At 71.8% G+C, this 25,648-nt stretch carries 19 protein-coding genes and 1 other RNA gene (1 of these 20 running past the window's edge); 6 read left to right on the top strand and 14 right to left on the bottom strand.

Annotated elements, in window-relative coordinates; translation table 11 throughout:
* Positions 1 to 22 precede the first annotated feature (22 nt).
* Both dgcA and dgcN read right to left on the bottom strand, forming a co-directional pair.
* Positions 23 to 1,009 carry an N-acetyl-D-Glu racemase DgcA gene (dgcA, locus tag OF380_RS13890; RefSeq protein ID WP_264044983.1) on the bottom strand — a complete coding sequence of 329 codons (987 nt, stop codon included), beginning with the start codon at positions 1,007 to 1,009 and terminating at the stop codon, positions 23 to 25.
* Positions 1,006 to 2,037 (bottom strand): N-acetyltransferase DgcN, encoded by a 1,032-nt coding sequence (gene dgcN, locus OF380_RS13885; protein ID WP_264044982.1) that lies wholly within the window; start codon positions 2,035 to 2,037, stop codon positions 1,006 to 1,008. The genes dgcA and dgcN overlap by 4 nt, the downstream gene beginning before the upstream one ends.
* A 195-nt stretch (positions 2,038 to 2,232) precedes the next feature.
* Here dgcN and maiA point away from each other — a divergent pair, with 195 nt between their 5' ends.
* The 3 genes from maiA (at position 2,233) to OF380_RS13870 (ending at position 4,715) form a co-directional block, all read left to right on the top strand.
* Positions 2,233 to 2,877, top strand: coding sequence for a maleylacetoacetate isomerase (gene maiA / locus OF380_RS13880; RefSeq protein WP_264051327.1), 645 nt, complete (start codon positions 2,233 to 2,235; stop codon positions 2,875 to 2,877).
* Positions 2,878 to 3,013: 136 nt separating this feature from the next.
* Positions 3,014 to 4,345, top strand: a complete 1,332-nt coding sequence (locus OF380_RS13875) for an NAD(P)/FAD-dependent oxidoreductase (protein ID WP_264044980.1) — start codon at positions 3,014 to 3,016, stop codon at positions 4,343 to 4,345.
* A 25-nt stretch (positions 4,346 to 4,370) separates the two neighbouring features.
* The gene (locus tag OF380_RS13870) at positions 4,371 to 4,715 is read left to right on the top strand and encodes a hypothetical protein (protein ID WP_264051326.1); all 345 of its coding nucleotides are present in this window, start codon (positions 4,371 to 4,373) and stop codon (positions 4,713 to 4,715) included.
* A 16-nt stretch (positions 4,716 to 4,731) separates the two neighbouring features.
* On the opposite strand, the gene OF380_RS13865 is transcribed toward OF380_RS13870, so the two are convergent.
* The 9 genes from OF380_RS13865 to rnpB all read right to left on the bottom strand — a co-directional run bounded on the left by OF380_RS13865 (position 4,732) and on the right by rnpB (position 15,761).
* The gene (locus OF380_RS13865) at positions 4,732 to 5,985 is read right to left on the bottom strand and encodes an O-antigen ligase family protein (RefSeq protein WP_264044978.1); all 1,254 of its coding nucleotides are present in this window, start codon (positions 5,983 to 5,985) and stop codon (positions 4,732 to 4,734) included.
* Between the two features lie 97 nt (positions 5,986 to 6,082).
* Complete coding sequence (gene murD, locus OF380_RS13860) at positions 6,083 to 7,444, bottom strand: UDP-N-acetylmuramoyl-L-alanine--D-glutamate ligase (protein WP_264044975.1); 1,362 nt, start codon at positions 7,442 to 7,444, stop codon at positions 6,083 to 6,085.
* Positions 7,445 to 7,454: 10 nt separating this feature from the next.
* Complete coding sequence (mraY, locus tag OF380_RS13855) at positions 7,455 to 8,540, bottom strand: phospho-N-acetylmuramoyl-pentapeptide-transferase (protein ID WP_264044973.1); 1,086 nt, start codon at positions 8,538 to 8,540, stop codon at positions 7,455 to 7,457.
* An 85-nt stretch (positions 8,541 to 8,625) separates the two neighbouring features.
* Positions 8,626 to 10,113 carry a UDP-N-acetylmuramoylalanyl-D-glutamyl-2,6-diaminopimelate--D-alanyl-D-alanine ligase gene (locus OF380_RS13850; protein WP_264044971.1) on the bottom strand — a complete coding sequence of 496 codons (1,488 nt, stop codon included), beginning with the start codon at positions 10,111 to 10,113 and terminating at the stop codon, positions 8,626 to 8,628.
* Complete coding sequence (locus OF380_RS13845; RefSeq protein WP_264044969.1) at positions 10,110 to 11,588, bottom strand: UDP-N-acetylmuramoyl-L-alanyl-D-glutamate--2,6-diaminopimelate ligase; 1,479 nt, start codon at positions 11,586 to 11,588, stop codon at positions 10,110 to 10,112. Before OF380_RS13845 ends, OF380_RS13850 begins: the two co-directional genes overlap by 4 nt.
* The gene (locus OF380_RS13840; protein WP_264051325.1) at positions 11,585 to 13,414 is read right to left on the bottom strand and encodes a peptidoglycan D,D-transpeptidase FtsI family protein; all 1,830 of its coding nucleotides are present in this window, start codon (positions 13,412 to 13,414) and stop codon (positions 11,585 to 11,587) included. Before OF380_RS13840 ends, OF380_RS13845 begins: the two co-directional genes overlap by 4 nt.
* An 89-nt stretch (positions 13,415 to 13,503) precedes the next feature.
* Positions 13,504 to 13,932 carry a cell division protein FtsL gene (gene ftsL, locus OF380_RS13835; RefSeq protein WP_264044967.1) on the bottom strand — a complete coding sequence of 143 codons (429 nt, stop codon included), beginning with the start codon at positions 13,930 to 13,932 and terminating at the stop codon, positions 13,504 to 13,506.
* On the bottom strand, positions 13,929 to 14,987 hold the full coding sequence (gene rsmH, locus OF380_RS13830) for a 16S rRNA (cytosine(1402)-N(4))-methyltransferase RsmH (protein WP_264044965.1): 1,059 nt from the start codon (positions 14,985 to 14,987) through the stop codon (positions 13,929 to 13,931). Before rsmH ends, ftsL begins: the two co-directional genes overlap by 4 nt.
* A 362-nt stretch (positions 14,988 to 15,349) precedes the next feature.
* Positions 15,350 to 15,761, bottom strand: an RNA gene (gene rnpB / locus OF380_RS13825) — RNase P RNA component class A.
* Positions 15,762 to 15,960: 199 nt separating this feature from the next.
* On the opposite strand from rnpB, the gene OF380_RS13820 reads away from it, so the two are divergent.
* Positions 15,961 to 16,134: a hypothetical protein gene (locus OF380_RS13820; RefSeq protein ID WP_264044963.1), complete on the top strand. Its 174-nt coding sequence runs from the start codon at positions 15,961 to 15,963 to the stop codon at positions 16,132 to 16,134.
* A 52-nt stretch (positions 16,135 to 16,186) separates the two neighbouring features.
* Here the strand turns inward: OF380_RS13820 and gloA are convergent, their stop codons facing one another.
* Entirely contained in the window at positions 16,187 to 16,627 is a 441-nt protein-coding gene (gloA, locus tag OF380_RS13815) for a lactoylglutathione lyase (protein ID WP_264044961.1), read from the bottom strand.
* A 132-nt stretch (positions 16,628 to 16,759) separates the two neighbouring features.
* On the opposite strand from gloA, the gene pepN reads away from it, so the two are divergent.
* Both pepN and OF380_RS13805 read left to right on the top strand, forming a co-directional pair.
* Positions 16,760 to 19,393, top strand: a complete 2,634-nt coding sequence (gene pepN / locus OF380_RS13810) for an aminopeptidase N (protein ID WP_264044959.1) — start codon at positions 16,760 to 16,762, stop codon at positions 19,391 to 19,393.
* A 195-nt stretch (positions 19,394 to 19,588) separates the two neighbouring features.
* Positions 19,589 to 21,973, top strand: coding sequence for a PAS domain-containing sensor histidine kinase (locus OF380_RS13805; RefSeq protein ID WP_264044957.1), 2,385 nt, complete (start codon positions 19,589 to 19,591; stop codon positions 21,971 to 21,973).
* A gap of 120 nt (positions 21,974 to 22,093) precedes the next feature.
* Here the strand turns inward: OF380_RS13805 and OF380_RS13800 are convergent, their stop codons facing one another.
* Both OF380_RS13800 and OF380_RS13795 read right to left on the bottom strand, forming a co-directional pair.
* Positions 22,094 to 25,009, bottom strand: a complete 2,916-nt coding sequence (locus OF380_RS13800; RefSeq protein ID WP_264044955.1) for a bifunctional [glutamine synthetase] adenylyltransferase/[glutamine synthetase]-adenylyl-L-tyrosine phosphorylase — start codon at positions 25,007 to 25,009, stop codon at positions 22,094 to 22,096.
* A gap of 3 nt (positions 25,010 to 25,012) precedes the next feature.
* Positions 25,013 to 25,648: the 3' portion of a sensor histidine kinase gene (locus OF380_RS13795; RefSeq protein ID WP_264044953.1), read on the bottom strand. The gene runs 789 nt beyond the window's last position; the window shows 636 of its 1,425 coding nt (coding positions 790–1,425); its start codon lies off the right edge, out of view — the gene reads right to left on this strand; its stop codon occupies positions 25,013 to 25,015.

Raw genomic sequence — 25,648 nt, 5'->3', positions numbered from 1 at the left:
GCCGTCGTGAAGGGCTGATCCGTCAGCCCCAGAGCGCCGGTTCCGGCGGATGGACCAGGCTGCCCTCGAAGCGCAGCCCGGGCTCGCGGTCGCGGGCGAGCAGCAGGGGGCCGTCGAGATCCACGTAATCGGCGTGGTGGGCGAGCAGCATCGCGGGCGCCATGGCGAGCGAGGTGCCGACCATGCAGCCGATCATCAGAGAGAAGCCGCGCGCGCGGGCCTCGTGGGCGAGCATCACCGCCTCGGTGAGGCCACCGGCCTTGTCGAGCTTGATGTTGATGGCGTCGTAGCGCCGGCTCAGGGCGTCGAGGCCGGCCCGGTCGTGCAGGCTCTCGTCGGCGCAGATGGGGATCGGACGCGCGATCTCGGCGAGCAGCGCGTCCGCGTCGGCCGGCAGCGGCTGCTCGATGAGGCCGACGCCGGCCGCGACGCAGGCGGCGAGGTTGGCCTCGATCGTCTCGGGCCGCCAGGCCTCGTTGGCATCGACGATCAGGCGCGAATCGGGCGCGCCCCGACGCACCGCGGCGATCCGCTCCGGGTCGCCGGCCCCGCCGAGCTTGACCTTGAGCAGCGGCCGGTGCGCCGCCGTCCGGGCGGCGGCCTCCATCGCGTCGGGGTCGCCGAGGCTCAGGGTGTAGGCCGTGGTGGCGACCTGCGGCGCCGGCAGGCCCGCGATCGCGAAGGCGGGCCGCCCGAGCTGCTTGGCCTCCAGGTCGAACAGGGCGCAGTCGAGGGCGTTGCGGGCGGCGCCCGCCGGCAGGAGGCGCTGCAGGTCGGCGCGGGTCGCGCCCTCGGCGATGGGCCCGGCCTGATCGCGGATCAGGCCCTCCACGCTCTCGACGCTCTCGCCGTAGCGGGCATAGGGCACGCATTCGCCGCGCCCGACCCGGCCCTCCGCGTCGGTGACGGTGGCGAGGACCACCACCGCCTCGGTCCGGCTGCCGCGCGCGATGGTGAAGGCCCCCGCGATGGGGAAGCGCTCGACCGCGACGTCGAGGCGCCGGCTCATGCGCTCGCCCCCGTCACGGCGGGGGGAAACTCGGAGACGATCCGGTCCACGATCGCCTCGACGCCGAAGCGCACCGGGTCGGTGGCGGGCAGGTCGTGCTCGGCCGCGAGGTCGGCGAGCAGCGCGCGGGCCGCCCCCTCCTCCAGGTCCTGCGTGTTCACCGCGATCCCCACGGGGCGGATCTCCGGATTGGTCAGGCGGCCGAGCTGCACGGTGAGGTCGATGACCTCCCGGATCGTCGGCAGCGGGTGCTGGACGCCGCGCATGGTGGTGCGGGTCGGCTCGTGGCAGACCACGAAGGCGTCGGCCTGCGCCCCGTGCAGCAGCCCGAGGCTGACGCCCGCGAAGGACGGGTGGAACAGCGAGCCCTGGCCTTCGAGGAGGTCCCAGTGGTCCGGCGCGGCGGCCGGCGCGATCCACTCGACGGCGCCGGAGATGAAGTCGGCCACCACCGCGTCGATGGCGACGCCGCGGCCGGAGATGAACACGCCGGTCTGGCCGGTGGCGCGGAAATCCGCGTCGAGGCCGCGCTCGCGCATGCCGCGCTCCAGGGCGAGCACCGTGTACTTCTTGCCCACCGAGCAGTCGGTGCCGACGCTGAGCAGGCGGCGGCCGGGACGCCGGGTCCCCTTGCCGGTGGCGAAGGTCTCGTCGGTGTGACGCACGTCGTGGAGCTGGCGGCCGTTGCGCTCGGCGGCCTCGGCGATGGCCGGCACCGCGCCGAGGCGGGCATGCAGGCCGCTGGCGATGTCGAGCCCCGCCTCCAGGGCCGCCACCACCTCGGCGACCCAGTGCTCGGGCAGGACGCCGCCGGCATTGGCCACGCCGATCACCAGCGTGCGGCAGCCCCGGGCCACGGCCTCTGTCAGGGTGAGGTCCGGAATGCCGAGATCGGCGGCGCAGCCGGGCAGCCGCAGCTGGCCGACGCACCATTCGGGACGCCAGTCCTTGATGCCGTAGGCGGTCTTGGCGGCCAGCCGGTCCGGCACGTCGCCGAGGAACATCAGGTAGGGTGTTTCGATCTGCATCGCGTCGCTCACCGGCCGGGATCACGCCCTGTCCCCCTCCTATGCGCGAGGAATGCGAGGCTGCCAAATCGCGCCCCCGTCCACGGGTGTGCAACAACGGGCTCGCAAGAACGGACTTGCGGGACGGCGCGATGTCGGGTGTGGTCGGCGGCGACAAGAGACGGACCAGATTCCGCGGGAGGACACGTGACGCGCATGAAGATGTACGGCAACTGGCGCTCGGCCGCTGCTTTCCGGGTGCGGGTCGCCCTGAACCTCAAGGGCATCGCCTACGAGGAGACCTTCCTCGACCTCGATGCCGGCGAGCAGTTCAAGCCCGAGTTCCTGGCGATCAACCCGCAGGGCGCGGTCCCGGCCTTCTTCGACGGCGACGGCCCACCCCTGATCCAGTCGCTGGCGATCCTCGACTACCTGGAGGACGTCCACCCGGCCGTGCCGCTGCTGCCCGCCGATCCCCGGGCGCGGGCGCGGGCGCGCTCCCTGGCCCAGGTGGTGGCCTGCGACACGCATCCGCTCTACGTGCCGCGCGTACGCAACTTCCTCATGCAGACCTACGACCTCCCGCGCGAGCGCATGCTGGGCTTCGTGCGCCATTGGATGGAAACGGGGCTGAAGACCCTGGAGGCGCGCCTGACCGGCGAACCCGGCACCGGCCGCTACGCGCAGGGCGACGCCATCAGCCACGCCGACCTCTGCCTCGTCAGCCTCTGGGTCGGCACCGGCATCTTCGGGGTCGAGACCGGCCCGTTCCCGACCGTGCGGCGGATCGCGGAGGATTGCCTCGCGCAGGACGCTTTCGCCCGGGCACACCCCTCACGGCAGCCGGGCGCCCCCGCTTGACGGGAATGGCGAAGTCCCCCGAGGCGTTCTAAGACGTCTTTCCAACCCTTCTAAACTGACGGCACGGGCACGCCCGTGTCGCTCCCGTCGCGGGCCCGCATCGGCCGGCCTGCACATCAGCGAGGACGCGACGTTCATGGTCCCGGGCGAATCGGTAGAGAACCTGCACCGCATCGTGGTGGTCGGGGGCGGCGCGGCGGGGCTCCAGCTCGCGACCAAGCTCGGCGAGAAGCTCGGTCGCGGCGGCAAGGCGCACGTGACCCTGGTGGACCGCGCCCGGACCCATATCTGGAAGCCGCTGCTGCACGAGGTCGCCGCCGGCAGCCTCGATGTCGGCCATCACGCGGTCGATTACCTGCACCACGCCCACCGGCACAATTTCCGCTACCGCATCGGCGAGATGACCGGCCTCGACCGGGCCCGGCGCGTCATCCACCTCGCGGCCAGCCACGACACGGAGGGCCGCGAGGTCACGCCCGTGCGCGAGATTCCCTACGACACGCTGGTGATGGCGGTGGGTTCGACCACCAACGATTTCGGCACGCCCGGCGTGAAGGAGAACGCCATCGCCCTGGACACGCAGGGCCAGGCGGTGCGCTTCCACCAGCGCCTCGTGAACGGCATGCTGCGCGCCCACACCCAGAGCGGGCCCGTGCGGCCCGGCCAGCTCCACGTCACGGTGATCGGGGCCGGCGCCACCGGCACCGAACTCGCGGCCGAACTCCACCGCACCACCCGCCACGTGGCGGCGACCGGCCTCGACCGGATCGACCCGGCCAAGGACCTCAAGATCACGCTGGTGGAAGCGGCGAGCCGCATCCTGCCGGCCGTGCCGGAGCGCCTCTCCCAGGACGTCATGGGGCTCCTCAACAAGATCGGCGTGGAGGTCCGCACCGGCGCGCGGGTGACGGAGGTCCGGCCCGACGGCGTGCAACTCGCCGATGGCGGTTTCATCCCCTCCGAACTCGTGGTCTGGGCGGCCGGCGTGAAGGCGCCGCCCTTCCTGCACGAGATCGGCGGGCTGGAGACCACCCGCAACAACCAGCTCGTCGTGACCCCCACCCTGCAGACCACCCGCGACCCGGACGTCTTCGCCATGGGCGATTGCGCCTACCTCGTGGAGAAGGGCTCGGACACGCCGATCCCGCCCCGAGCCCAGGCGGCGCACCAGCAGGCCACGCACCTCATCAAGATCATCCCCGACAAGATGGCCGGCAAGCCGCTGAAAGCCTTCAAGTACCGCGATTTCGGCTCGCTGGTCTCGCTGGGCGAGTACTCGACCGTGGGCAACCTGATGGGGTTCATCAAGGGCAAGAACCTGTTCATCGCCGGGCTGTTCGCCCGGATGATGTACCGCTCGCTCTACAAGATGCACGAGCAGGCCCTGCACGGCACCGTGAAGACCACCCTCGACGCGGTCGCGCGCGCCCTGACCCGGCGCACCGAATCGCGCGTGAAGCTGCACTGACGGCATCCGGGACACCGACACCATGATGATCGACATCGTCCAGGCGGTGCAGCAGCGCAATCCGGCGCTGGGCTCCTACGTCCTCGTGCTGCGCGGGGATGCCCGCGCCCGCGACGCCGGCGACCCGACCCGCCTCTCGGCGGAAGCCGAATCCTGGCTGGCCGCGCACGCGCCGGGCGCCCGGCTGTCTGAGGAGAAGGTCCTGCTGGCGCCCTATCCCGGCGCGATGCCGGCCGAGCGTGCCGTGACGGTGCTGGCCTTCGCGAGCGCCCAGCATCTGGCCGCCTTCGCCACGGCCTGGACGGCGGAGCCTGAGCCGGAAGAGCCCGAAGAGGCGCAGGCGGAGAAGCCGGAACCGGACGCGACCTGACGGCCGGTCGGCGCGCTCAGGCCCGGCCCGCGAGCCAGCGCAGGCGCGCCGCCTCCAGCCCCCAGATCATGCCGAGCATCATGTAGACGTGGCGCCACTTCTCGATGTCGATCTGCACCGCCTGCAGGAAGAACATCAGCAGCGCCGGCCAGACGATCTGCGCGTGGCGCCGGAAGGGCGTGTCCCGGTTCATCAGCCGGAAGCCGACGACGCTCGTCATCAGGACGAGGCCGATGAAGGTGGCCCCGCCGACCCAGCCGCCATTGGCGAAGCTGCCGATGTAGCTGTTGTGCGGCTCCAGGGCGAAGATCAGGCGCCAGCGCAGGGGACCCATCCCGAGGGGCTCGTCCACCAGCATGCCGAGGCCACGCATCTGGTTGCCGAACCGCCCGGTCTCGCCGGTGTCGTAATCCTGCGTGACCGCGGCGCGCTTGGAGAACATCTCCGCCGTGTCGCCGATCGAGAGCAGGCCCACGATGGCGAGGGCGGTGGCGGCGAGCGCCAGCACCGTCAGGGTGACGATGCGCCGGCGCAGGACCGTGGAGCGGGTCGTGCGATAGACGCTGGCGACCATCACGCCGACCGCGATGAGCGATCCGGCCCAGGAGCCGCGCGAGAACGACAGGAAGATGCCGGCCACGATCATTATCAGGATCGCGCAGGAGAGGATGGGCCGGCGCGTGGTGCCGAGCAGCAGCCCGTGCATGAGGTAGAGCGCGCCGAGGGTCAGGAAGGAGCCGAACACGTTCGGGTCCTGGAAGGTGCCCGAGGCGCGGCCGTACTTGTAGAACAGGTCCTCGGTGGGGATGTAGCCGAAATAGCCGACGATGCCGAAGGCGCTCGACAGGAGGCAGCTCGCCACGAAGGTCTTCAGCGCCAGTTCCATGCGCGCCTGCGTGTCCTCGGAGAACAGCATCGCGAAGAACACGCCGGTGATCGACAGGTAGGCGAGCTGGATCGTCCAGGTGACCGGCAGGGGCTGGTCGATGAACGGCAGCAGTGCCAGCGTGATCGCGCTGACGTAGACGACCAGGAGCCCCAGCAGCGGCAGCATGCCCCGGTGCAGGCGCAGGCCGAGGCAGAGCCAGAGCAGGATGGTGGGAATCGCCACCACGTCGTAGGGCGAGGTGTCGGAGAAGGCGAAGCAGGCGAAGAACACGAAGGCGACGAGGAGCACCTTCGCCACGTGCCGCAGGACGTCGAGGACGGTCAGGTGAGCCCAGGCTCCCGCCTGCCAGCGCGCCGCGCCGGGTGCCATCGTGGACGCCATGCACTCAACCCATCGCCGCGCCGCCGACAGGGCTGAGGCGCGCTACACGCCTCCGATCAGGCGCGGCAATGATTGAGAATTCGCCAAGCGGCCGGGCTCAGGCCAGCCCGCGCACCAGATTCCGGAACTGATCCCCACGATCCTCGAAGCTGCGGAACTGATCGTAGGAGGCGCAGGCCGGGGAGAGCAGCACCACGGGCTCGACCGCCACCGCGGCGGCGGCGGCGCGCGCCGCCGCCGCGGTGGCGACCGCCAGGGTCCCGCAGGCGGTATAGGGCACGCGGCCCTCCAGGGTGGCGGAGAAGGCGTCGCTGGCGGCCCCGATCAGGTAGGCATGGGAGACGCGGTCGAAGAGGGGCGCGAGGGGCTCGATTCCACCCTCCTTGGCCTTGCCGCCGAGGATCCAGTGGATGTCCCGGAAGGCGGTGAGCGCCTTCTCGGCGGAATCGGCGTTGGTGGCCTTCGAATCGTTGACGAAGAGCACCCGGCCGCGCCGGCCGACCTCCTCCATCCGGTGGGGCAGGCCGGGAAAGCTGCGCAGCCCGGCGACGAGGTCGGCATCGCTGATGCCGAGCGCCCGGACGCAGGCGGCGGCCACGGCCGCGTTCTGCCAGTTATGGGCGCCGCGCAGCGACCCGATGCCGGTGAGATCGGCGATGCGCGTGCCGTCGACGTCGAACACCATGCCGTCGCGGGCCGAGAGGCCGTCGAAGCCGGGCTCCGGCGTCCCGACATGGATGCGCACGCAAGGCCCCGTCCGCGCGTCGGCGATGGCGCGGCTGAGGGCGTCGTCGATGCCGACGATGGCGCGGTCCGCGCCCGCCACCAGGCGGGCCTTGATGGCGGCGTAGTCGGCGAGCGTCCCGTGCCGGTCGAGGTGGTCCGGCGTGATGTTGAGGAGGATGCCGAGGCTCGGGTCGAGGCTCGGCGTCAGGTCGATCTGGAACGAGGACAGCTCGATCACGTGGATGCGGTCCGGGGCCGGGGGCTCCAGGGACAGGATCGCGGTGCCGATGTTGCCGCCCATCTGCACGTCGCGCCCGGCGGCGGCGAGGATGTGGGCGATGAGCGCCGTAGTGGTCGACTTGCCGTTGGTGCCGGTAATCGCGACGAAGGGCGCGCCCGGCGCGAGGGCGCGGCGCTCCTGCACGAACAGTTCGATGTCGCCGATGACCGGGATGCCGGCGACCCGCGCCCGCTCGACGGTCCAGTGCGGGACCGGGTGGGTCAGGGGAACGCCCGGGGCCAGGACCAGCGCGGCGAATTCCGAGAAATCCGCCTCGGTGAGGTCGAAGACCGTGACGCCCTGGTCGCGGGCGCGGGCCGTGCTCTCGGGGCTGTCGTCCCAGGCGAGCACGTCGGCGCCGCCGGCGAGGAGCGCGCGCACGGTGGCGAGGCCCGATCCGCCCAGCCCGAACAGGGCGACCTTGCGGCCGGCAAAGCAGGTGACGGGGGTCATCGGCGCCCCCTCAGCGCAGCTTCAGCGTGGCGAGGCCGGCGAGCGCCAGGATCACCGCGATGATCCAGAACCGGATCACGACCTGCGGCTCCTTCCAGCCCTTCTGCTCGAAGTGGTGGTGGATCGGCGCCATGCGGAAGACGCGCTTGCCGGTGAGCTTGAACGAGGCGACCTGGATGATCACCGACATCATCTCGAGCACGAACAGGCCGCCGACGATGGCGAGCACGATCTCGTGCTTCGTCGCCACCGCGATGGTGCCGAGGAGGCCGCCGAGCGCCAGGGAGCCGGTATCGCCCATGAAGACCTGGGCGGGGGGCGCGTTGAACCAGAGGAAGCCGAGTCCGGCCCCGATCACCGCGCCGCAGACCACCGCGAGTTCGCCGGTGTCGCGCACGTAGTTCACCTGCAGGTAGCCCGCCGTGAAGACGTTGCCGACGAGGTAGGCGATCACCCCGAAGGTGCCGCAGGCGATCATCACCGGCACGATGGCGAGGCCGTCGAGGCCGTCGGTCATGTTCACCGAGTTGCCCGCGCCGACGATCACGAAGGCGGCGAACAGCACGTAGAACCAGCCGAGGTTCAGGAGCGCGTCCTTGAAGACCGGGAAGGCGAGCTGGTTCTGCAGGGCGGGCGGCGAGTAGACCGCGATGAGCGTGCAGGCGGCGATCGCGATGCAGGCCTCCAGCGCGAGGCGGAACTTGCCCGAGAAGCCCTTGTGCGACTGCTTCGTCACCTTGAGGTAGTCGTCGTAGAAGCCGATGGCGCCGAAGCCCAGGGTCACCGCCAGCGTCACCCAGACGTAGTGGTTGCGCGGGTTGGCCCAGAGCAGGATCGCCACGATGCAGCCGGCGAGAATCATCAGCCCGCCCATGGTGGGCGTGCCGCGCTTCGTCAGCAGGTGCGATTGCGGGCCGTCCTCGCGGATCGGCTGGCCCTTGCCCTGGCGCAGGCGCAGCAGGGAGATGATGAGCGGCCCGAACCAGAACACGAACAGGCCCGCCGTGAACAGCGCGCCGCCGGTGCGGAAGGTGATGTAGCGGAAGACGTTGAGGGCGGAGACGGTGCCGCTCAGGTCCGACAGGAGATACAGCATCCAGCACCCGGCCGTGTGTCGTGGGAAGTCCGGCCGGCGGGCTGGACGCGCGCGCCCATCCCCGGTCGGTTCGAAAGCGCTCGCTTCAGCGCGCGACGGCGTGCGGCTCGGCTTCGGCGTCCGCGTACCGGGCTTTGAGCGCTTCCACAATCCGGCCCATGCGGATGCTGTTCGATCCCTTGACCATCACGGCGTCGCCGGGGCGCAGCACGGAGAGGACGGGATCGGTCAATTCGGCGGAGGTCGCGGCGAAGGCCCCGCGCCGGCTCACCGGCAGGGCCTCGAAGAGGTTGCGCATCAGAGCGCCGGCCGTGAAGACGAGATCGACCTTCGCCGCCTCGACGGCTCCGGCGAGGTCGCGGTGGTGGGCCTCGGCCTCGCCCCCGAGTTCCAGCATGTCGCCGAGCACGGCGATGCGGCGGCCGCGCGGGCCGGTCTCGATCCCCGCGAGGGTGGCGAGGGCGGCGCGGACCGAGGCCGGGTTGGCGTTGTAGCTCTCGTCGACGAGGAAGGCCTCGCCGCCGTCGACCGCCAGGGCGGTGCGCTGGCCGCGTCCCACCGGGGGCCGCAGGGCGGCGAGCGACAGGGCCGCGCGGGCGAGGTCCGCCCCCAGCGCATGCACCACCGCCATGACGCCGAGCGAGTTCATCGCGGTGTGCCGGCCCGGCGTGCCGAGCCGGTAGGTCACGGGGATGCCCATCACCACCGCGTCCACCACGGAGAGGTCGGGGCGCAGCACGATCCGCAGCGCCCGGACATCGGCCTCCGGATGCTCGCCGAAGGTGACGACCCGCCCGGCCGGCGAGGCCTGGGCATGGGCGAGCAGCCGCGCATAACTCGGGTTGTCGCGGTTGAGGATGGCGGTGCCGCCGGGCTTCAGCCCGGAGAAGATCTCGCCCTTGGCGTCGGCGATGGCCGAGAGCGAGGCGAAGTGCTCGATATGCACGGGCTCGACGGTGGTCACCAGGGCGATGTCAGGGCGGACCATGGCGGTCAGCGGCACGATCTCGCGGGGGTGGTTCATGCCGATCTCGAACACGCCGAAGGCGGTGTCGGCGGGCATCCGCGCCAGCGTCAGCGGCACGCCCCAGTGGTTGTTGTAGGAGGCGATGGAGGCGTGCGTCGCCCCCTGCGCGGCCAGGACGTGGCGCAGGGCCTCCTTGGTGCCGGTCTTGCCGACCGAGCCCGTCACCGCGACGACGGCGGCCCCGGTGCGCGCCCGCGCGGCGAGGCCGAGGGCCCGCATGGCGTCGAGGACGGGGTCGTCGCCCGCACCCGACACTGCCAGGACCGGGCCGGCCCCGGCGAACTCGCCCGCCCGCGCCGCCGAGACCACGGCCGCGCCGGCCCCGCCCGCGAGGGCGGCGGGCACGAAGTCGTGCCCGTCCCGCGCCTCGCCGCGAATGGCGAAGAACAGGTCGCCGGGCTGCAGGGTGCGCGTGTCGATCGACGCGCCGGTGACGGCCCCGCCCTCGCCGTGCAGGCTGCCGCCGGTGGCGGCCTCCAGGGCCTGGGGCGTCCACAGCGGGGTTGAACCAAGTGAGTCCGTGCCAAGCGAAGTCGTGTCGGTCATGCTGAGGCTTCCGCGATCGCAGCCCGGAGGACGTCGTGGTCCGAGAAGGGCAAGACCTGTGATCCCACGATCTGGCCGGTTTCATGGCCCTTGCCGGCGACCACGAGCACGTCGCCGGGCCCCAGGGCCGCCACGGCGGCGCGGATCGCCTCGGCCCGGTCGCCGATCTCGACAGCCCCGGGCGCCGCCGCCAGGATCGCGGCCCGGATGGCCGAGGGCTCCTCGCTGCGCGGATTGTCGTCGGTGACGATGACCGCGTCGGCGAGCCGGGCCGCGATGGCCCCCATGATCGGGCGCTTGCCCCGGTCGCGGTCGCCGCCGCAGCCGAAGACCACGCGCAGGCGTCCGGTCGCGAAGGGCCGCAGGGCGGTGAGCACGCCCTCCAGGGCTTCCGGCTTGTGGGCATAGTCGACGAGGCAGAGCCCGCCCCGCGCCTCCCCGATGCGCTCCATCCGGCCCGGCACCCCGGTGAGGTGTTCGAGGGCGGCGATGACGCCCGCCGGGTCGGCCCGGCCGGCGGGGGTCGCCAGCACGAGCCCGGCGGCGAGGAGCGCGTTCTCGACCTGGAACCCGCCGACGAGGGGCAGGCGGACGGCATAGTCCTGCAGGCGGCCGGAGGGACCCGGCGCCTGGAGCGCGAGATGCTGGTGGAAGCCCTCGGTGCGCGCGCCCTCGAGGCGCACCGTGTCGCCCCGGGTGCCCGTGGTGTGAACCTCGAGGCCGCGCGCCGAGGCGGCGGCGACCACGATGTCCGCGTAGGCGCCGTCGCGGTTGATCACCGCCGGGATGCCGGGCCGGGCCAGGGTCGTGAACAGCCGCAGCTTGGCGGCGAGGTACTCGTCCATGGTCGCGTGGTAGTCGAGGTGGTCGCGCCCGAGATTGGTGTAGCCCACGGCCGCGAGATCGACCCCGTCGAGGCGGCGCTGCTCGATGCCGTGCGAGGAGGCCTCCATGGCGAGGTAGGCGATGCCGTCATCGGCGAGGTCCGCCAGGGTGGCCTGCAGGCTCACCGGGTCGGGCGTGGTCAGGGAGCCGTAGGTGGCGCCCCTGTCGGTGACGATGCCCACCGTGCCGAGGCTCGCGGCCGGCGCGGCGAGGCGCGACAGGATCTGGCGCACGAAGTCTGTGACAGAACTCTTCCCGCTGGTGCCGGTGACGGCGATCACATGCGCGGGCTGGCGCCCCGAGAAGGCGCGGGCGGCGAGCGCGAGGCTGCGGCGCACGTCCGCGACGGCGACGTAGGGCACGCCCCCGTCGAGGTCGGCCGGACGGGTCCCCTCGCCCACCACCGCCACGGCGCCGGCCGCCGCCGCCTTCGCGGCGAAGCGGCGGCCATCGGCCGTCGTGCCCGGAACCGCGACGAACACGGTGCCGGGGCCGGCCTTGCGCGAATCCGCCGTCAGGCCGGTGACGGGGAGATCGGCGGAGGCCGCCTCGGCCTCCGGGAACAGGGCTCCGAGGGTCCGTGCGCTCATTTCCCGTCCAACTGGGTCGCGTGATAGGCGCCGAGCTTCACCATGAGCGGGAAGGGCTTCACGGGCGGATCGAATTGCGGCGGCAGGCCGAGCACGGGGGCGACCCGCTCGATCACCCGGCCGGTGACGACGCCGGAATTCCAGGCGGCGGTGGCGTAGCCGCCCGATTCCGGCAGGCCCTGCGGCTCGTCCATGATGGTGACGAAGAGGTATTTCGGGTTGTTCATGGGCGCCGCCGCCATGAAGGTGGTGAACAGGCGGTTCTTCACGTAGCGGCCGTGGATCACCTTCTCGGCCGTGCCGGTCTTGCCGCCCACGTAATAGTACGGGATCGCCGCCTTCTTGGCCGAACCCTCGACGGCGTTGAGGCGCATGATGAAGCGCATCGCCTCGCTGGTCTCGGGCTTCAGCACCCGCACGGCCTTGGCCATCGCGTCCTGGGCGTTGGTCTTGAGGAAGGTCGGCGTCATCAGGAAGCCGCCATTGGCGATGGCCGCCACCGCCGCCGTCGCCTGGATCGGCGCCACCGCGAGGCCGTGGCCGAACGCGATGGTGATGGTGTTGATCTCGGTCCAGCGCGACGGGACGATGGGCTCGGCGCTCTCGGGGAGCTCCGTGCGCACGCGGTCGGTCAGGCCCATCTTCTTGAGGAAGGCCTTGTGGCCGGGCACGCCGATGCCCAGCGCCATCTTGGCCGAACCGATGTTGGAGGAGTGCGTGAACACCTCCGGCATGGTGATGACCCGGTTGGTGCCGTGGTACTCGTGAATCTTCTGTCGGCCCCAGTTCAGCACGCCGCCGCGCGTGTCGAAGGTCGAGTTGACGTTGAACTTGCCGGAATCGAGGGCCATCGCCAGCGTCATCGCCTTGAAGGTCGAGCCCATCTCGTAGACGCCGACATTCATGCGGTTGATGCGGTCGGGGTTCAGCGCGTCGGCCGGGTCGTTCGGATCGAAGTCCGGCAGCGAGGCGAGCGCGATCACCTCGCCGGTCTGCACGTCGAGGATCATGGCGGCGGCGGCCTTGGCCCTGAAGTGCTCGAGGCCCCAGGCGAGCTCGTCGCGCACGGCGAACTGCGCGCGCAGGTCGATGGAGAGCTGCACCGGCTTCAGGTCGGTCTGCTTGGCCACGAGGCCGAAATCGTTGAGGGCCTTGTTGCCCTGGTTGTCGATGTACTTCTCGATGCCCGCGATGCCGACATTGTCGAGGTTGGTGATGCCGAGGATGTGGGCGGCCGCCGTTCCGTTCGGATAGACGCGCTTGTGGTCGGGCAGGAAGCCGATGCCCGGGATGCCGAGGCGGTGGACCTCCGCCTGCTGCTTCGGGGTGATCTCGCGCTTGACCCAGACGAAGCCCTTCTTGGTGGAGAGCTTGGCCCGCAATTCGGTCGCGTTGATCTGCGGAAGCACGGCGGTGAGGAGTTCGACCGCCTCGTCCTTGTCGTAGATGTTGCGGGGCTCGGCGAAGATCGAGACCGTGCGGATGTCGGTGGCCAGGATCTCGCCGTTGCGGTCGATGATGTCGGGCCGGATCGCCGTGGTGGCGGCGGCCGCGATCCGGCGGTCGCCGTTATCGGCCTCGGGGAAGGCCGCCATGTAGACGAGGCGTCCGGAGATCGTGGCGAAGACCAGCGCGAAGCCGAGGCCGACGATGCCGACGCGGGCATAGGAGCGCTCGATCGCGAGGTGGAACATCGCCTTGGCGCCGGCGACGAACCAGTGCGGCTTGGCGAGGGTCGAGACCGCCGACGGTTCGGCCAGGGGCTCGGCCACAGGTTCGAGCACCCGCTCGGCGGGCGCCTCGGGCACGGCCTCAGCGCCCTGCATCGCGGCGGGCTCGGGCCCGTCCAGCGGACGGTCGAGCTCCGGCGCGTCGCGGGGCGGGGTTTCCGGATGCTGGACTTCGGACACGGACACTACCTCGAAGTCGTGGTCGGGGTACGGGTTGTGGTGGTGCGCGGCGTGACGCTGCCGGTGGTGCGCGGCTCGTCGCCGCCGCGACCCGCCGCCGGCTTCTCCTTGGGCGTCGCGGTGGCGGCGAGGAGGCGGCCGATCTCGTCGCCCCGGTCGGGCCGGGCCGGCAGGTCGGCGAGGCGGCCGAGATGGGCGGTGCCGATGGGCTCGAGCGCGAGGTAGCGGTCCACCGCCGCCTGGAGGCGGTCGGGCCGGGTGAGCAGCTGCCACTCGGCGCGCAGGACCGCGATGGCCTGGCGCTCGCGCTTGAGCTGGCTCTGGGCCTTCGAGACCTGGCCGGCCTGGTAGAGGGTGTCGTACTTGATCGAGTAGGCGTAGATCGCCGATCCGATCAGGCCGAGCACCGCGACGAGGTTCAGCAGACGGATCACCGGCGCGCTCCTCCGCTGCGGCCCGTGCGCTCTGGCAGCGCCGCGAGCACTTCGATGGCCGCCAGGGGCTCGGGCGCCGGGGCGTCCGTGCGCTCGACCGCGCGCAGCTTGGCCGAACGCGCGCGGGGGTTGGCGGCGGTCTCGGACTCGGAGGGCAGGACCGGGCCCTTGGTCACGGCCGCGAAGCTGCGGGGGGCCGGCGCCTCCAGGCTCGGCACGTGGCGCGAGGCCTGGGCCGCCCGGCCGCTGCGGGCCGAGAAGAACTGCTTCACGATCCGGTCCTCCAGGGAGTGGAACGTCACCACCCCGAGGCGGCCGCCCGGTTTCAGGACGCGTTCGGCGGCGTGCAGCGCCCGCACCAGTTCGCCGAGTTCGTCGTTCACCGCGATGCGCAGGCCCTGGAAGGTGCGGGTCGCCGGGTGGATGCCGCTGGCCGGGTCCGCCCAGACCACCCCGGCGACGATCTCGGCGAGTTGGCCCGTGGTCTCGATGCGGGCCTTGCGGCGCGCCTCGATGATCGCGCGAGCGACCGCGCGGGAGCGGCGCTCCTCGCCGTAATGGAAGATGATGTCGGCGAGATCCGCCTCCTCGGAGTCGTTGACGAGGTCGGCGGCGCTCGGGCCGGCCCGCTCCATGCGCATGTCGAGGGGGCCGTCGTTGCGGAACGAGAAGCCGCGCTCGGGCTGGTCGATCTGCATCGAGGAGACGCCGATATCGAGGACGACGGCGTCGGCCTGCCCGTGCCCGGCATCGCGCAGGCAATCGTCCAGGCTGCCGAAGCGGCCCGGCACCAGGGTCAGGCGGCCGCCCGCCTGCGCCACCAGGGGCGCGCCGCCCGCGATCGCGCCGGGGTCGCGGTCGATGGCGAGGACGTGCACGGCCGGATCGGCCTCGAGCATGGCGCGGGTGTAGCCGCCGGCGCCGAAGGTGCCGTCCACCGCCAGCGCGCGGCCCGGCAGGTCCAGGGCTCTCAGCACCTCGGCGAGGAGGACGGGGATGTGCGGCGCGCCGTCGACGGACCGCGTCGTGCGCGCCTCGCGCGGGGAGCGCGTCATCGCGCGGCCCCGGCGGGGACGCGGCAGGGATTGGGGAAACGAGTCGGCGACGTGACCGGATCGAAGCGGCGCATGCGTCCCTTTCACGGGGCTGGAGCGCGCGGGCGCGGCGCGCAGAGACGGGGCGTCTCCGGGTCGACGCGTGACGCGACCGCGCATGCGGACACCGGCCTGCCTGGGACAGGCTGCGTCCGTCGATCCGAAAATCGCCGTTGACGGGATGAGTCGGGGTATCATGGGCCTCTGAGCGCCGTCAACGAACCTGGCCGAGCGGGAGCGGCCAGCGGCGATCAGACCTCAGCAAGGTTAACCGAGCGTAAGTTTTCGCGGCGGATTGCGCGGCGAGATTTCGGTTCGGGGCGTGGATCAGTCGGCCTGTAAGCCGGGTTCTGTAGGGCCCGGGAACCTTGCGGCCCCCTGACGTGGCGGCCATTCCTCTGGGACGGTCGTTGCCGACCGCCTCGAGCAACCAACCCGGGCGACGAGCCTGGAGAGAGGGCCTGAACGGACCCGAAGGTCCGCCGTGTCGCCCCTATTCGGTTTTGCTCCCGGTGGGGTTTGCCGTGCCGTCCGCGTTGCCGCGTCCGCGGTGCGCTCTTACCGCACCCTTTCACCCTTACCGCGGATCGGCTTTCGTCGATCCGTGGCGGTCTGCTCTCTGTGGCACTGTCCCTGGGGTCGCCCCCGCCGGACGTTATCCGGCACCGTCTCTCCATGGAGCCCGGACTTTCCTCCCCGGACCCTGAGGTCCGGAGCGGCCGCCCGGCCGACTGATCCGGCGCGGATGTGCGCCGGGGGGACGCGGCAGGTCAAGGGCACAAGGTGCGGAGCAAGGGTAAGAGGTGCGGAGCGAGGGGACGACGCACGGAGATTGTGGGTCAGGCGCTTGCCCGCCGGGTTCCCCGCTCCACCTGCCCTGGTGTGGCGCGCGGCGCCCTGACCACGCGGACACGCACAGGATCAGGAGGAAGCGATGGCGACGAACGACACGGCCTGGACGCTCGAATCCGTCCAGCAGCTCACCGCGATGGCCCGCGACGGCATCCCGGTCCCGGTGATGAGCCTGAAGCTGCGCCGGCCCATCGAGGCGGTGGCGGCCAAGCTCAGCCAGCTCGGCATCACCCCCGTCCCCGCGGCGGACGCCTGAGGGCACCGGCAGAACCGATCCGCGACGCGCGTCGCGGATCGGGCGACCGGACCTACCAGGTGCCGGTGTTCTCCATGGAGGCCCAGGGCTCCTGCTGGGGCTTCGCCGGTCCATTCTGCAGGAGCTCGATCGAGATCCCGTCGGGCGACTTCACGAAGGCCATGTTGCCGTCGCGCGGCGGTCGGTTGATGGTGATGCCCGCCGCCTGCAGCTTGGCGCAGAACGCGTAGATGTCGTCCACCTCGTAGGCGAGGTGGCCGAAGTTGCGCCCGCCCGAATAGGTCTCCGGGTCCCAGTTGTGGGTCAGCTCGATCACCGGCGCCTGCGTCTCGCGGGCGGTGCCGGCATCGTCGGGGGCGGCGAGGAAGACCAGGGTGAAGCGGCCCTTCTCGTTATCGACGCGGCGCACCTCCTGGAGCCCGAAGGTGTTCACGTAGAAGTCGAGGGCGCGGTCGAGGTCCGCGACGCGGACCATGGTGTGGAGGAATCGCATGGGTTTTCGTGCTCTCCGAGGATGAGCGCCTATGTGGTCCGGCGCGCTTGCGCGTCAACGAGGTGGCCCGCATCCGCGTTGCGCGCGCCGCCCGCCCGCCGCACAAGGGACGGCATAGCCAGAGGACGCCCCATGCGCACAGAGACCCCGATCACGATCCGCCTGGAGGATTACCGCCCCAGCGACCACCTGATCGGGACCGTGGCGCTGGCGGTCTCGCTCCACCCGAGCGCGACGCGGGTGCGGGCGGAGCTGACCCTGCGGCCGAACCCCGCCGGACGGCCCGGCGCGCCCCTGGTCCTCGACGGCGACGATCTCACCCTGACGGGCCTCGCCCTCGACGGCGTGCCGCTGCCGGCGGAGGCCTACGTCGCCACGCCCACCGGGCTGACCCTGGCGAACCCGCCGGCCGGCCCCTTCACCCTCACCATCGAGACCGTGGTGGATCCGACGGCGAACACCAAGCTGATGGGGCTCTACCGCTCGAACGGCGTCTACTGCACCCAGTGCGAGGCCGACGGCTTCCGCCGCATCACCTACTTCCTCGACCGCCCCGACGTGATGGCGGTCTACACCACCCGCATCGAGGCCGACCGGGACGAAGCCCCCGTGCTGCTGGGCAACGGCAACCCGGTGGAGGCCGGCGCGGCGGGGCCGGGCCGGCACTACGCGATCTGGCACGATCCGCACCCGAAGCCCGCCTACCTCTTCGCCCTGGTCGGCGGACGCCTCGATCACGTCCGGCGCGACTTCACCACGAGCGAGGGCCGGACGGTCGAGCTCGCCGTCTACGTCGAGTCCGGCAAGGCGGACCGGGCGGGCTATGCCCTGGAGGCCATCGCCCGCTCGATGGCCTGGGACGAGACCGCCTTCGGCCGGGCCTACGACCTCGACGTGTTCAACGTGGTCGCGGTCTCCGACTTCAACATGGGCGCCATGGAGAACAAGGGCCTCAACATCTTCAACGACCGCTACGTGCTCGCTTCGCCCGAGACGGCGACGGATTCCGATTACGCGGCCATCGAGGCGATCATCGCGCACGAGTACTTCCACAACTGGACGGGCAACCGCATCACCTGCCGGGACTGGTTCCAGCTCTGCCTCAAGGAGGGCCTGACCGTCTTCCGCGACCAGGAATTCTCCTCCGACATGCGCTCGCGCGCCGTCCACCGCATCGGCGAGGTCCGTACCCTGCGCGCCCGCCAGTTCCCCGAGGACGCCGGCCCGCTGGCCCATCCCGTGCGGCCGCGCGCCTACACCGAGATCAACAACTTCTACACGGCCACCGTCTACGAGAAGGGCGCCGAGATCGTGCGGATGCTGCGCACGCTCCTCGGGGAGACGGCCTTCCGCGCCGGGATGGACCGCTACTTCACGGACAACGACGGCACCGCCGCCACGGTGGAGGATTTCCTCGCCGCCCTCGCGGCGACCTCGGGCCGGGACCTCGACGCCTTCGCGCGCTGGTACGAGCGCCCCGGGACGCCGCGCGTGGCGGTGCAGGGCCACTACGATGCGCAGGCGCGCAGCTACCGCCTCGATTTCCGGCAGAGCTTGGCCGGCGCACCCGACGGGCCGCCCCTGGTGATCCCGATCAGCCTCGGCCTCGTCGGCCCGGACGGTCCCCTCGCCGGGGCGACCGCCGAGCGGGTCCGGGACGGGGTGTTCGTCCTCGACCGGGCGAGCGACGCCGTGACCTTCACGGACGTGCCGGTGCCGCCGGTGCCCTCGCTGCTGCGCGGCTTCTCCGCCCCCGTCCGGCTCGACATGGACGTCTCGGACGCCGACCGCCTCACGCTCCTGCGCCACGACAGCGACTCGTTCAACCGCTGGCAGGCGGCCCAGGCCGTCGCCATGCGCCTGCTCGTGCAGGGTACGCGCTCGGGCGCCGTGCCGGAGACGGCGGCGACGGCGTTCCGCGATGCCCTCGGCGCCTTCCTGGATGCCGAGGCGCTGGCCGACCCGGCCTTCGCCGCCCTGGTCCTGGCACTGCCGAGCGAGGCGGACGTCGCCAACGAGATCGGCGCCGAGATCGACCCCGACGCGATCCACCACGCGCGCCACGCCCTGCGCCGCCAGCTCGGCGCCGGGCTCGCCGAGCGGCTGCGGGGCCTGCGCGACGCCCTGGCGGATGCGCCGGGCACGCCCTTCAGCCCCGATGCCGCGGCGGCCGGACGCCGCGCCCTGCGCAACGCCGCCCTCGACCTGATCGCGGCGGCGGATCCGGAGGCGGCCTCCGCCGAGGCCACCGCGCAGATGGCCGACGCGACCACCATGACCGACCGCCTCGCGGCCCTGGCGGTCCTGGCCCAGGTGCCGGGCGAGGCCCGCGAGGCCGCCCTGGAGCGCTTCGCCGCATCCTTCCGGTCCGAGCCCCTCGTCCTCGACAAGTGGCTGGCGATCCAGGCCGGCATCCCGGAGCCCGAGACCCCGGAGCGCATCCGCCGCCTCCAGGCCCATCCCACTTTCTCGGCCAGCAATCCGAACCGGGTCCGCGCCCTGATCGGCAGCTTCAGCATGGGAAATCCGACCCAGTTCAACCGCCCGGACGGGGCCGGCTATCGCCTTGTGGTAGAGACGATTCTGGCCCTCGACCGCACCAACCCGCAGATCGCCGCGCGCCTGCTGACGGCGTTCGGATCGTGGCGGATGCTGGAGCCGAAACGGCGCGGACAGGCGCAGGCGGCGCTCACGGAAATCCGCTCTGTGGCCGGCTTGTCACGGGATGTCGGCGACATCCTGGAGCGGACCCTCGCGGGCTCGTAAGTCCCTGTCGCGAATCGGTTTTTTGCCGCGCACCAACCTATGTTTCGGACCTCCGATTCGCTTCGCGAGTCAAGCGCCATTCGAAAAAACGCGTGGACAAAACGGCCGTGGACCTGTTGAATCGTATACGATTCGAAGCGTGGCCTCGACGGGCCCCGTTCCCTGACGAACCCATCCGATTTGCGGAGTCGAACCATGCTGGAGGCGGATTCCGCTTCCCTCTCCGCGCGCGCCGATACCATTCTGGGTATCCATCGGCCGCAGCATGCCGCGCATGTCCGTTTCGTGCGGGCGGAGACGTGGCTGCGCTACGCCCTGCCGGCCCTGTTCGCGACTTTCCTGATCTGCCTCGCGACGGTGGCGGCCCTGCTGATGGAGAGCCAGCGGGAGGACGTGGTCCGCGCCGCAACGATCGACGTGGAGGTCGTGACACGGCTCGCGGCCGCCGCGTCCCGGGGACTGGAGATCGAGGGTGGGGCGAAGGCGGAGGCCGTGCAGCGGAGCCTCGACGCGGTGCTGCCGCCGGGCCTGCTTCCCAGGGGCCGGCGCATCCTGCTGGTCGCACCCGACGACACGATCGTGGCCGCCACCCCGCCCCTGTCCAGCCCGACGCGGTCCCTGACCGAGCTTCTCGGGGAGATGCAGGCGCTGAGCACCCTCGGCGAGCGCGCCGGGGTGATGCAGATCACCCTGGCCGACGGTTCGATGGTGGTCGCCGCGCTGCGCAACCTGCCGGACGGGCGCGGGCGGGTCGCCGTGCTGCAGCCGCTCTCCGAGATCACCGCCGGCTGGTCCACGCGGATGCGCAACCAGGCGATCCTGCTCGGGGCCGCCGCCCTCGTCATCATCGGCACCGGCATCGCCTACGCGCTCCAGACGCGGCGGGCCTACGCCGTCGACCGGGTCTGCGAGCAGATCAAGCAGCGCCTCGACACCGCGCTGGGACGCGGACGCTGCGGCCTGTGGGACTGGGACATCCCGCGCGGCCGCATCTACTGGTCGGATTCGATGTACGCCCTGCTGGGTTACGACCGGGAGCGCGAGTTCCTGTCGTTCGGGGACGTCAACGCCCTCGTCCACCCGGATGACGGCGACCTCTACAGCCTCGCCCGGCACCTCGCGGCGAGCCAGTCCACCGTCGACCACGAGTTCCGGGTTCGCGGCGCGGCCGGCAACTGGATCTGGATGCGCGTGCGCGCCGAGATCGTGCCCGACGCGGCGGATGGCGGCCGCCACCTCGTCGGCATCGCCCTCGACGTCACCGAGCAGCGCACCCTGGCGGAACTCAACGCCACCGCCGACATGCGCCTGCGCGACGCGGTGGAGGCGATCTCGGAGGCCTTCGTGCTCTGGGATACCGGCAACCGCCTCGTCCTGTGCAACTCGAAGTTCCGCCACCTCCACGCCCTCAGCGCGGAAGATGCGACGCCGGGCAAGCGCTACGCCGAGATCATGGGCCGGGGCGTGCTCCCCCCCGTGCGGCGCGAGTTGCGCGACCTCGAACCCAGCGGCGCCACCGCCCGCACCTTCGAGGCGGAGCTGACCGACGGCCGCTGGCTGCAGATCAGCGAACGCCGCACCAAGGATGGCGGTTACGTCTCGGTGGGCACCGACATCACCAGCCTCAAGCGCCATCAGGAACAGCTGGTGCGCTCCGAGCGCGAACTCATCGAGACGGTGCGCGACCTCAAGCGCTCGCGCCGCACCCTCGAACTCCAGACCCAGCAGCTGGCGGACCTCGCCGAGCGCTACCTCGACCAGAAGGCCCAGGCCGAGGGCGCCAACCAGGCGAAATCCGAATTCCTCGCCACGATGAGCCACGAGCTGCGCACGCCGCTCAACGCGATCATGGGTTTTGCCGAACTCATGGAGAGCGAGGTCTACGGCGATCTCGGATCACCGCGCTACACCGACTATTGCCGCGACATCCGCTCCAGCGGCGACTACCTGCTCTCGGTCATCGACGACATCCTGAACATGTCGCGCATCGAGGCCCAGAAGGTCCGGCTCGTCCCGCGCGAGATCGCGGTCGCCACCGCGATCGAGGGCTCCCTCAAGCTCGTGGGCGAGGGGGCCCGCGCCAAGTCCCTGAGCATCCACGTGGACGTGGTCGCGGACCTCACCGTGCTCGCGGACGAGCGTGCCCTGCACCAGATCCTCACCAACCTGCTGCAGAACGCGGTGAAGTTCACGCCCTCGGGCGACGGCCGGATCATCGTCAAGGCGCGCCCCGCCGGCGACAACATCCACATCTTCGTGGAGGATACCGGCATCGGAATCCCGAAATCGGCGCTGCGCCGCCTCGGCGCGCCCTTCCAGCAGGTCGAGACCAACCTCACCCGCACCCACAAGGGCTCCGGCCTCGGCCTCGCCATCGCGCGCTCGATGGCCGAACTCCACGGGGGCGCCCTGCGCATCCGCTCCCAGGAGGGCCTCGGCACCATCGTGATGGTCCGCCTGCCCGTGCCGACACCCGCCCATCTCCAGGCCCTGTCCACCGAGGCCGCCCAGGAAACCGTCGCGCTCCTGCGCGACGCCGCCGGCGCCACGGCGCGCGCGGCGAAGCCGGAACTGGTCTGAGACGGGCCTCGGTCGATGAATTGATCTTGAGAACCGATCAGCCGGAGGCGGTAGGAGGCCGGCCGCCGCCATCCTCGGCGGGAGGTGGCAAGCTCGCTCGCCACCCGACTCCGACCGCCGCTACGCCCCGAGCAGGCGATCGAACACGGCCCGCACGACCTCGCGCTGCTCGTCGAGCTGCTCGACCAGCCGGCCCGTATCCGGTGCCCCTATGGCGACGGCGAGGCGCGACAGGGCCACGGGCGATGCCTCGGCCGCCTCTCCCTCCACCATCAGCCGCTGCCAGTGCAGCACGTCGTCGAACTGGCGATAGGCCTCGGCGAGCCGGTCGGCATCCGCCGCCGAGAGGAGACCATGCCCGGCGGCGCACCCGAACACCGCGGCCGCCCCGGGCCCGATGAGGTCGGGCCGGTGATGGGCATGCGCCAGCACCAGGGCCTGGGCCAGGAAATCGAGGTCGAGCAGGCCGCCGGGGGCGAGCTTGAGGTCGAGCGAACCGCGCGATCCCTTCTCGGCCTCCACCAGCCGCCGCATCGTCCGCACCGCCGCGTACACCTCGGCGGGCACCCGCTCGCGGCGCACGACGGCGCGGATCTCGCCGTCGAGTTCGGCCGCGAGACCCGGGTCTCCGGCGATCACCCGGGCCCGGGTCAGGGCCATGTGCTCCCAGAGCTCGGCATCGCCGTCGTGGTAGGCGCGAAACCCGCGCCACTGCACCGCCACCGGCCCCTGCCCGCCGCCGGGGCGCAGGCGCAGATCGACCTCGTAGAGATGCCCACGCCGGGTCGGGACCGTGAGGGCCGCCACGATGCGCTGCGCGAGGCGGTTATAGGCCACCGCCGCGTCGAGGGGTTTCGGGCCGGCGCTGGTGCGGTCGTCGGGGTCGAAGTCGTAGAGGAGCACGAGGTCGAGGTCGGAATCCGCCGTGAGCTGCCGCGAACCGAGGCGGCCGAGGCCGAGCACCGCGAAGCGGCCCTTCGGCACCGCCCCGTGCTCGGCGAAGAAGCCGTCGGAGACGCGCTCCACCGTCGCGGCCACCACCGCATCGGCGATGCCCGCGAAGGCGCGTCCGGCCTCCGCCGGCGACAGGATGCCGGAGAGGAGGCGCGCCCCGGTGAGGAAGCGCAATTGCCGGGCGGCGTCGCGGGACCGGTCGAGGAAATCCTCGTGGTCGGACGGCTGCCCGAGGCGGGCCCGGAACTGCCGCGCCAGTGCCTCCGCGTCGGTGCTGGCATCGGCGAAATCGCGGTCGATCACCGTGTCGAGCACGTGCGGGCTGAAGGCCACGGTCTCGGCGAGGCGGGGCGCCGTGCCGAGGAGGTCGGCGAAGAGCAGGCGCAGCCGCTCGTTCGAGCGCAGGATGGTGAGGAGTTCGAGGGCGGCGGGCATCCGCGCGAAGGCGCGGTCGAGGGTGTCGAGGGCGGCGTCGGGATGCGCGGTGCCGCCGAGCGCCTGCATCAGCGCCGGAACCAGCTCGGTCAGCACCTCCCGGGCGCGGGGCGTGCGCACGGCGGAGCGGCGCCCGAAATGCCAGCCGCGCACGGTCTCCACCGCCCGCTCCGGCTCGCGGAACCCGAGGGTGCGCAGGGTGGCGAGCGTCGCCGGATCGTCACCGGTGCCGCTGAAGACGAGGTCGCCCACGTCCGAGGAGAGGTCGGGCTCGGCCTCGAACAGCAGGGCGTAATGGCCCTGCACCCGCCGGGCATGGTGGAGCAGGGCCGCCTCGAAGGCCGCGCGCGTCTCGAAGCCGGCGAAGTGCGCGAAGCGTTCGAGCTCCTCGGATTCGACCGGCAGGCGCTGGGTCTGCTCGTCGCGCACCATCTGCAGGCGATGCTCGACGGTGCGCAGGAACGCATAGGCCTCCGTGAGCTCGTCGCGGGCGGTCGCGTCGATCCAGCCGTCGCGCGTCAGGCCGTCGAGCATCGCAACGGTGCGGCGCCCGCGCAGCTCCGGCCGGCGCCCGCCGAAGACGAGCTGCTGGGTCTGGACGAAGAACTCGATCTCGCGGATGCCGCCGCGCCCGAGCTTGATGTCGTGCCCGGCCACCGCGAGGGTGTCGTGCCCGCGCACGGCGTGGATCTGGCGCTTCATCGCATGCACGTCGGCGATGGAGGCGAAATCGAAGTACTTGCGCCAGATGAAGGGCCGCAGGTTGGCGAGGAACTGCTCCCCGGCCGGGATATCGCCCGCGACGGCGCGCGCCTTGATGTAGGCCGCGCGCTCCCAGTTCTGGCCGAGGTTCTCGTAGTAGACGTAGGCCGCGTTCAGCGACAGCGCGGCCGGGGTCGAGCCCGGGTCCGGCCGCAGGCGGTAATCGACCCGGTGGACGTAGCCGTCGGCGGTGCGCTCCTGCAGGAGCCGGGCGATGCCCTGCGCCAGCTTGGTGAAGAACGGCGTGGCGGGCAGGTCCGCCTTCAGGGGCGCCGTTTCGGGATCGAAGAACACCACGAGGTCGATGTCGCTGGAGTAATTCAGTTCGCCCGCGCCGTGCTTGCCGAGGGCCAGCACCACGAGGCCGGATTCCACCTGCGGATCCGACGGGTCGCGCGGGAGGAAGCGCCCCGCCGCGGCCGCCTGCAGCAGCATGGCGTCGGTGGCGGCGCGCACGGAGGCATCGGCGAAGTCGGATAGCGCCGCCGTCACGGTCTCCAGCGGCCAGAGCCCGCCGATATCGGCCAGCGCCACCAGCAGCGCGTGCGCGTCGCGGTTGCGGCGCAGGACCGTCGCCACCTGCGCGTGGTCGGCCTCCCGGCCCGCCGCGCGCTGCCGGGCGACGATGTCCGCATGCGCCGCCTCCGGCTCCGCCTCGAGCAGGGCGGCCAGGCGCTCCGGCGCCCGCGCGATCAACGGCCAGAGGAAGGCGGAATGATCCGCGATCCCGAGGAGCAGGGTCTGCACCGCCGGGTCCAGTCCGGCGGGGCCCAGGAGGGGCGCGACCGCGTCGAGCCGGGCCCGCGCTCCCTCCGGGTCGGACAGGACCGGCGCCGCGCTCAGCCGCGCGCGAAGGCTGCCGGTGCCCGTACCGCCCTGCGCCATGACCTACTCCCCCGATTCCTCTGCCGGCAGGGTTATCACGACGGCGAGCCCGGAGGCAGACGCGTCCGAACTCCGGTCTTCGAGCGACAGGGTGCCCCGGTGCAGGCGCACCACGGCGTCGACGAGGCTCAGCCCCAGGCCGAAACCGGGCCGGGAGCGCGCCTCCTCCAGCCGGACGAACCGGTCGAGCACCCGCGTCCGCGCCTCCGGGGGAATCCCGGGGCCAGGATCGGAGACGCTCAGCCGGAGGCTCCCGCCGACGCGCGCGGCCTCCACCGCGATCACGCCCCGCGCCCCCCCATACTTCACCGCGTTGTCGAGGAGGTTCGCGAGGGCCTGCCCCACCAGTTCGCGGTTGCCCCGCATCGTCAGCGGGCCACCCGCGAGGGCCACCGTCAGGCTCAAGCCCTGCTCGGAGGCGAGGGGCTCGTAGAGCTCGGCCACCGCCTGCACCACCGGCCCGGCATCGAAGACCTGGAAATCCGCCCGCGCCTCGGCCCCCTCCAGGCGCGCGATCATCAGGAGCGCGTTGAACACCCGGATCAGGCCGTCGCTCTCCTCGATCACGCCCTCCAGGGCCGCCCGCAGCGCCTCGGGCGATTCGGCGCTGCGCAGGGCCTCCTCGGCCCGGTTGCGCAG

Source organism: Methylobacterium sp. FF17, assembly GCF_025813715.1.
Classification (GTDB): Bacteria; Pseudomonadota; Alphaproteobacteria; order Rhizobiales; family Beijerinckiaceae; genus Methylobacterium; species Methylobacterium flocculans.
This window is presented reverse-complemented; position numbering and strand designations above follow the sequence as displayed.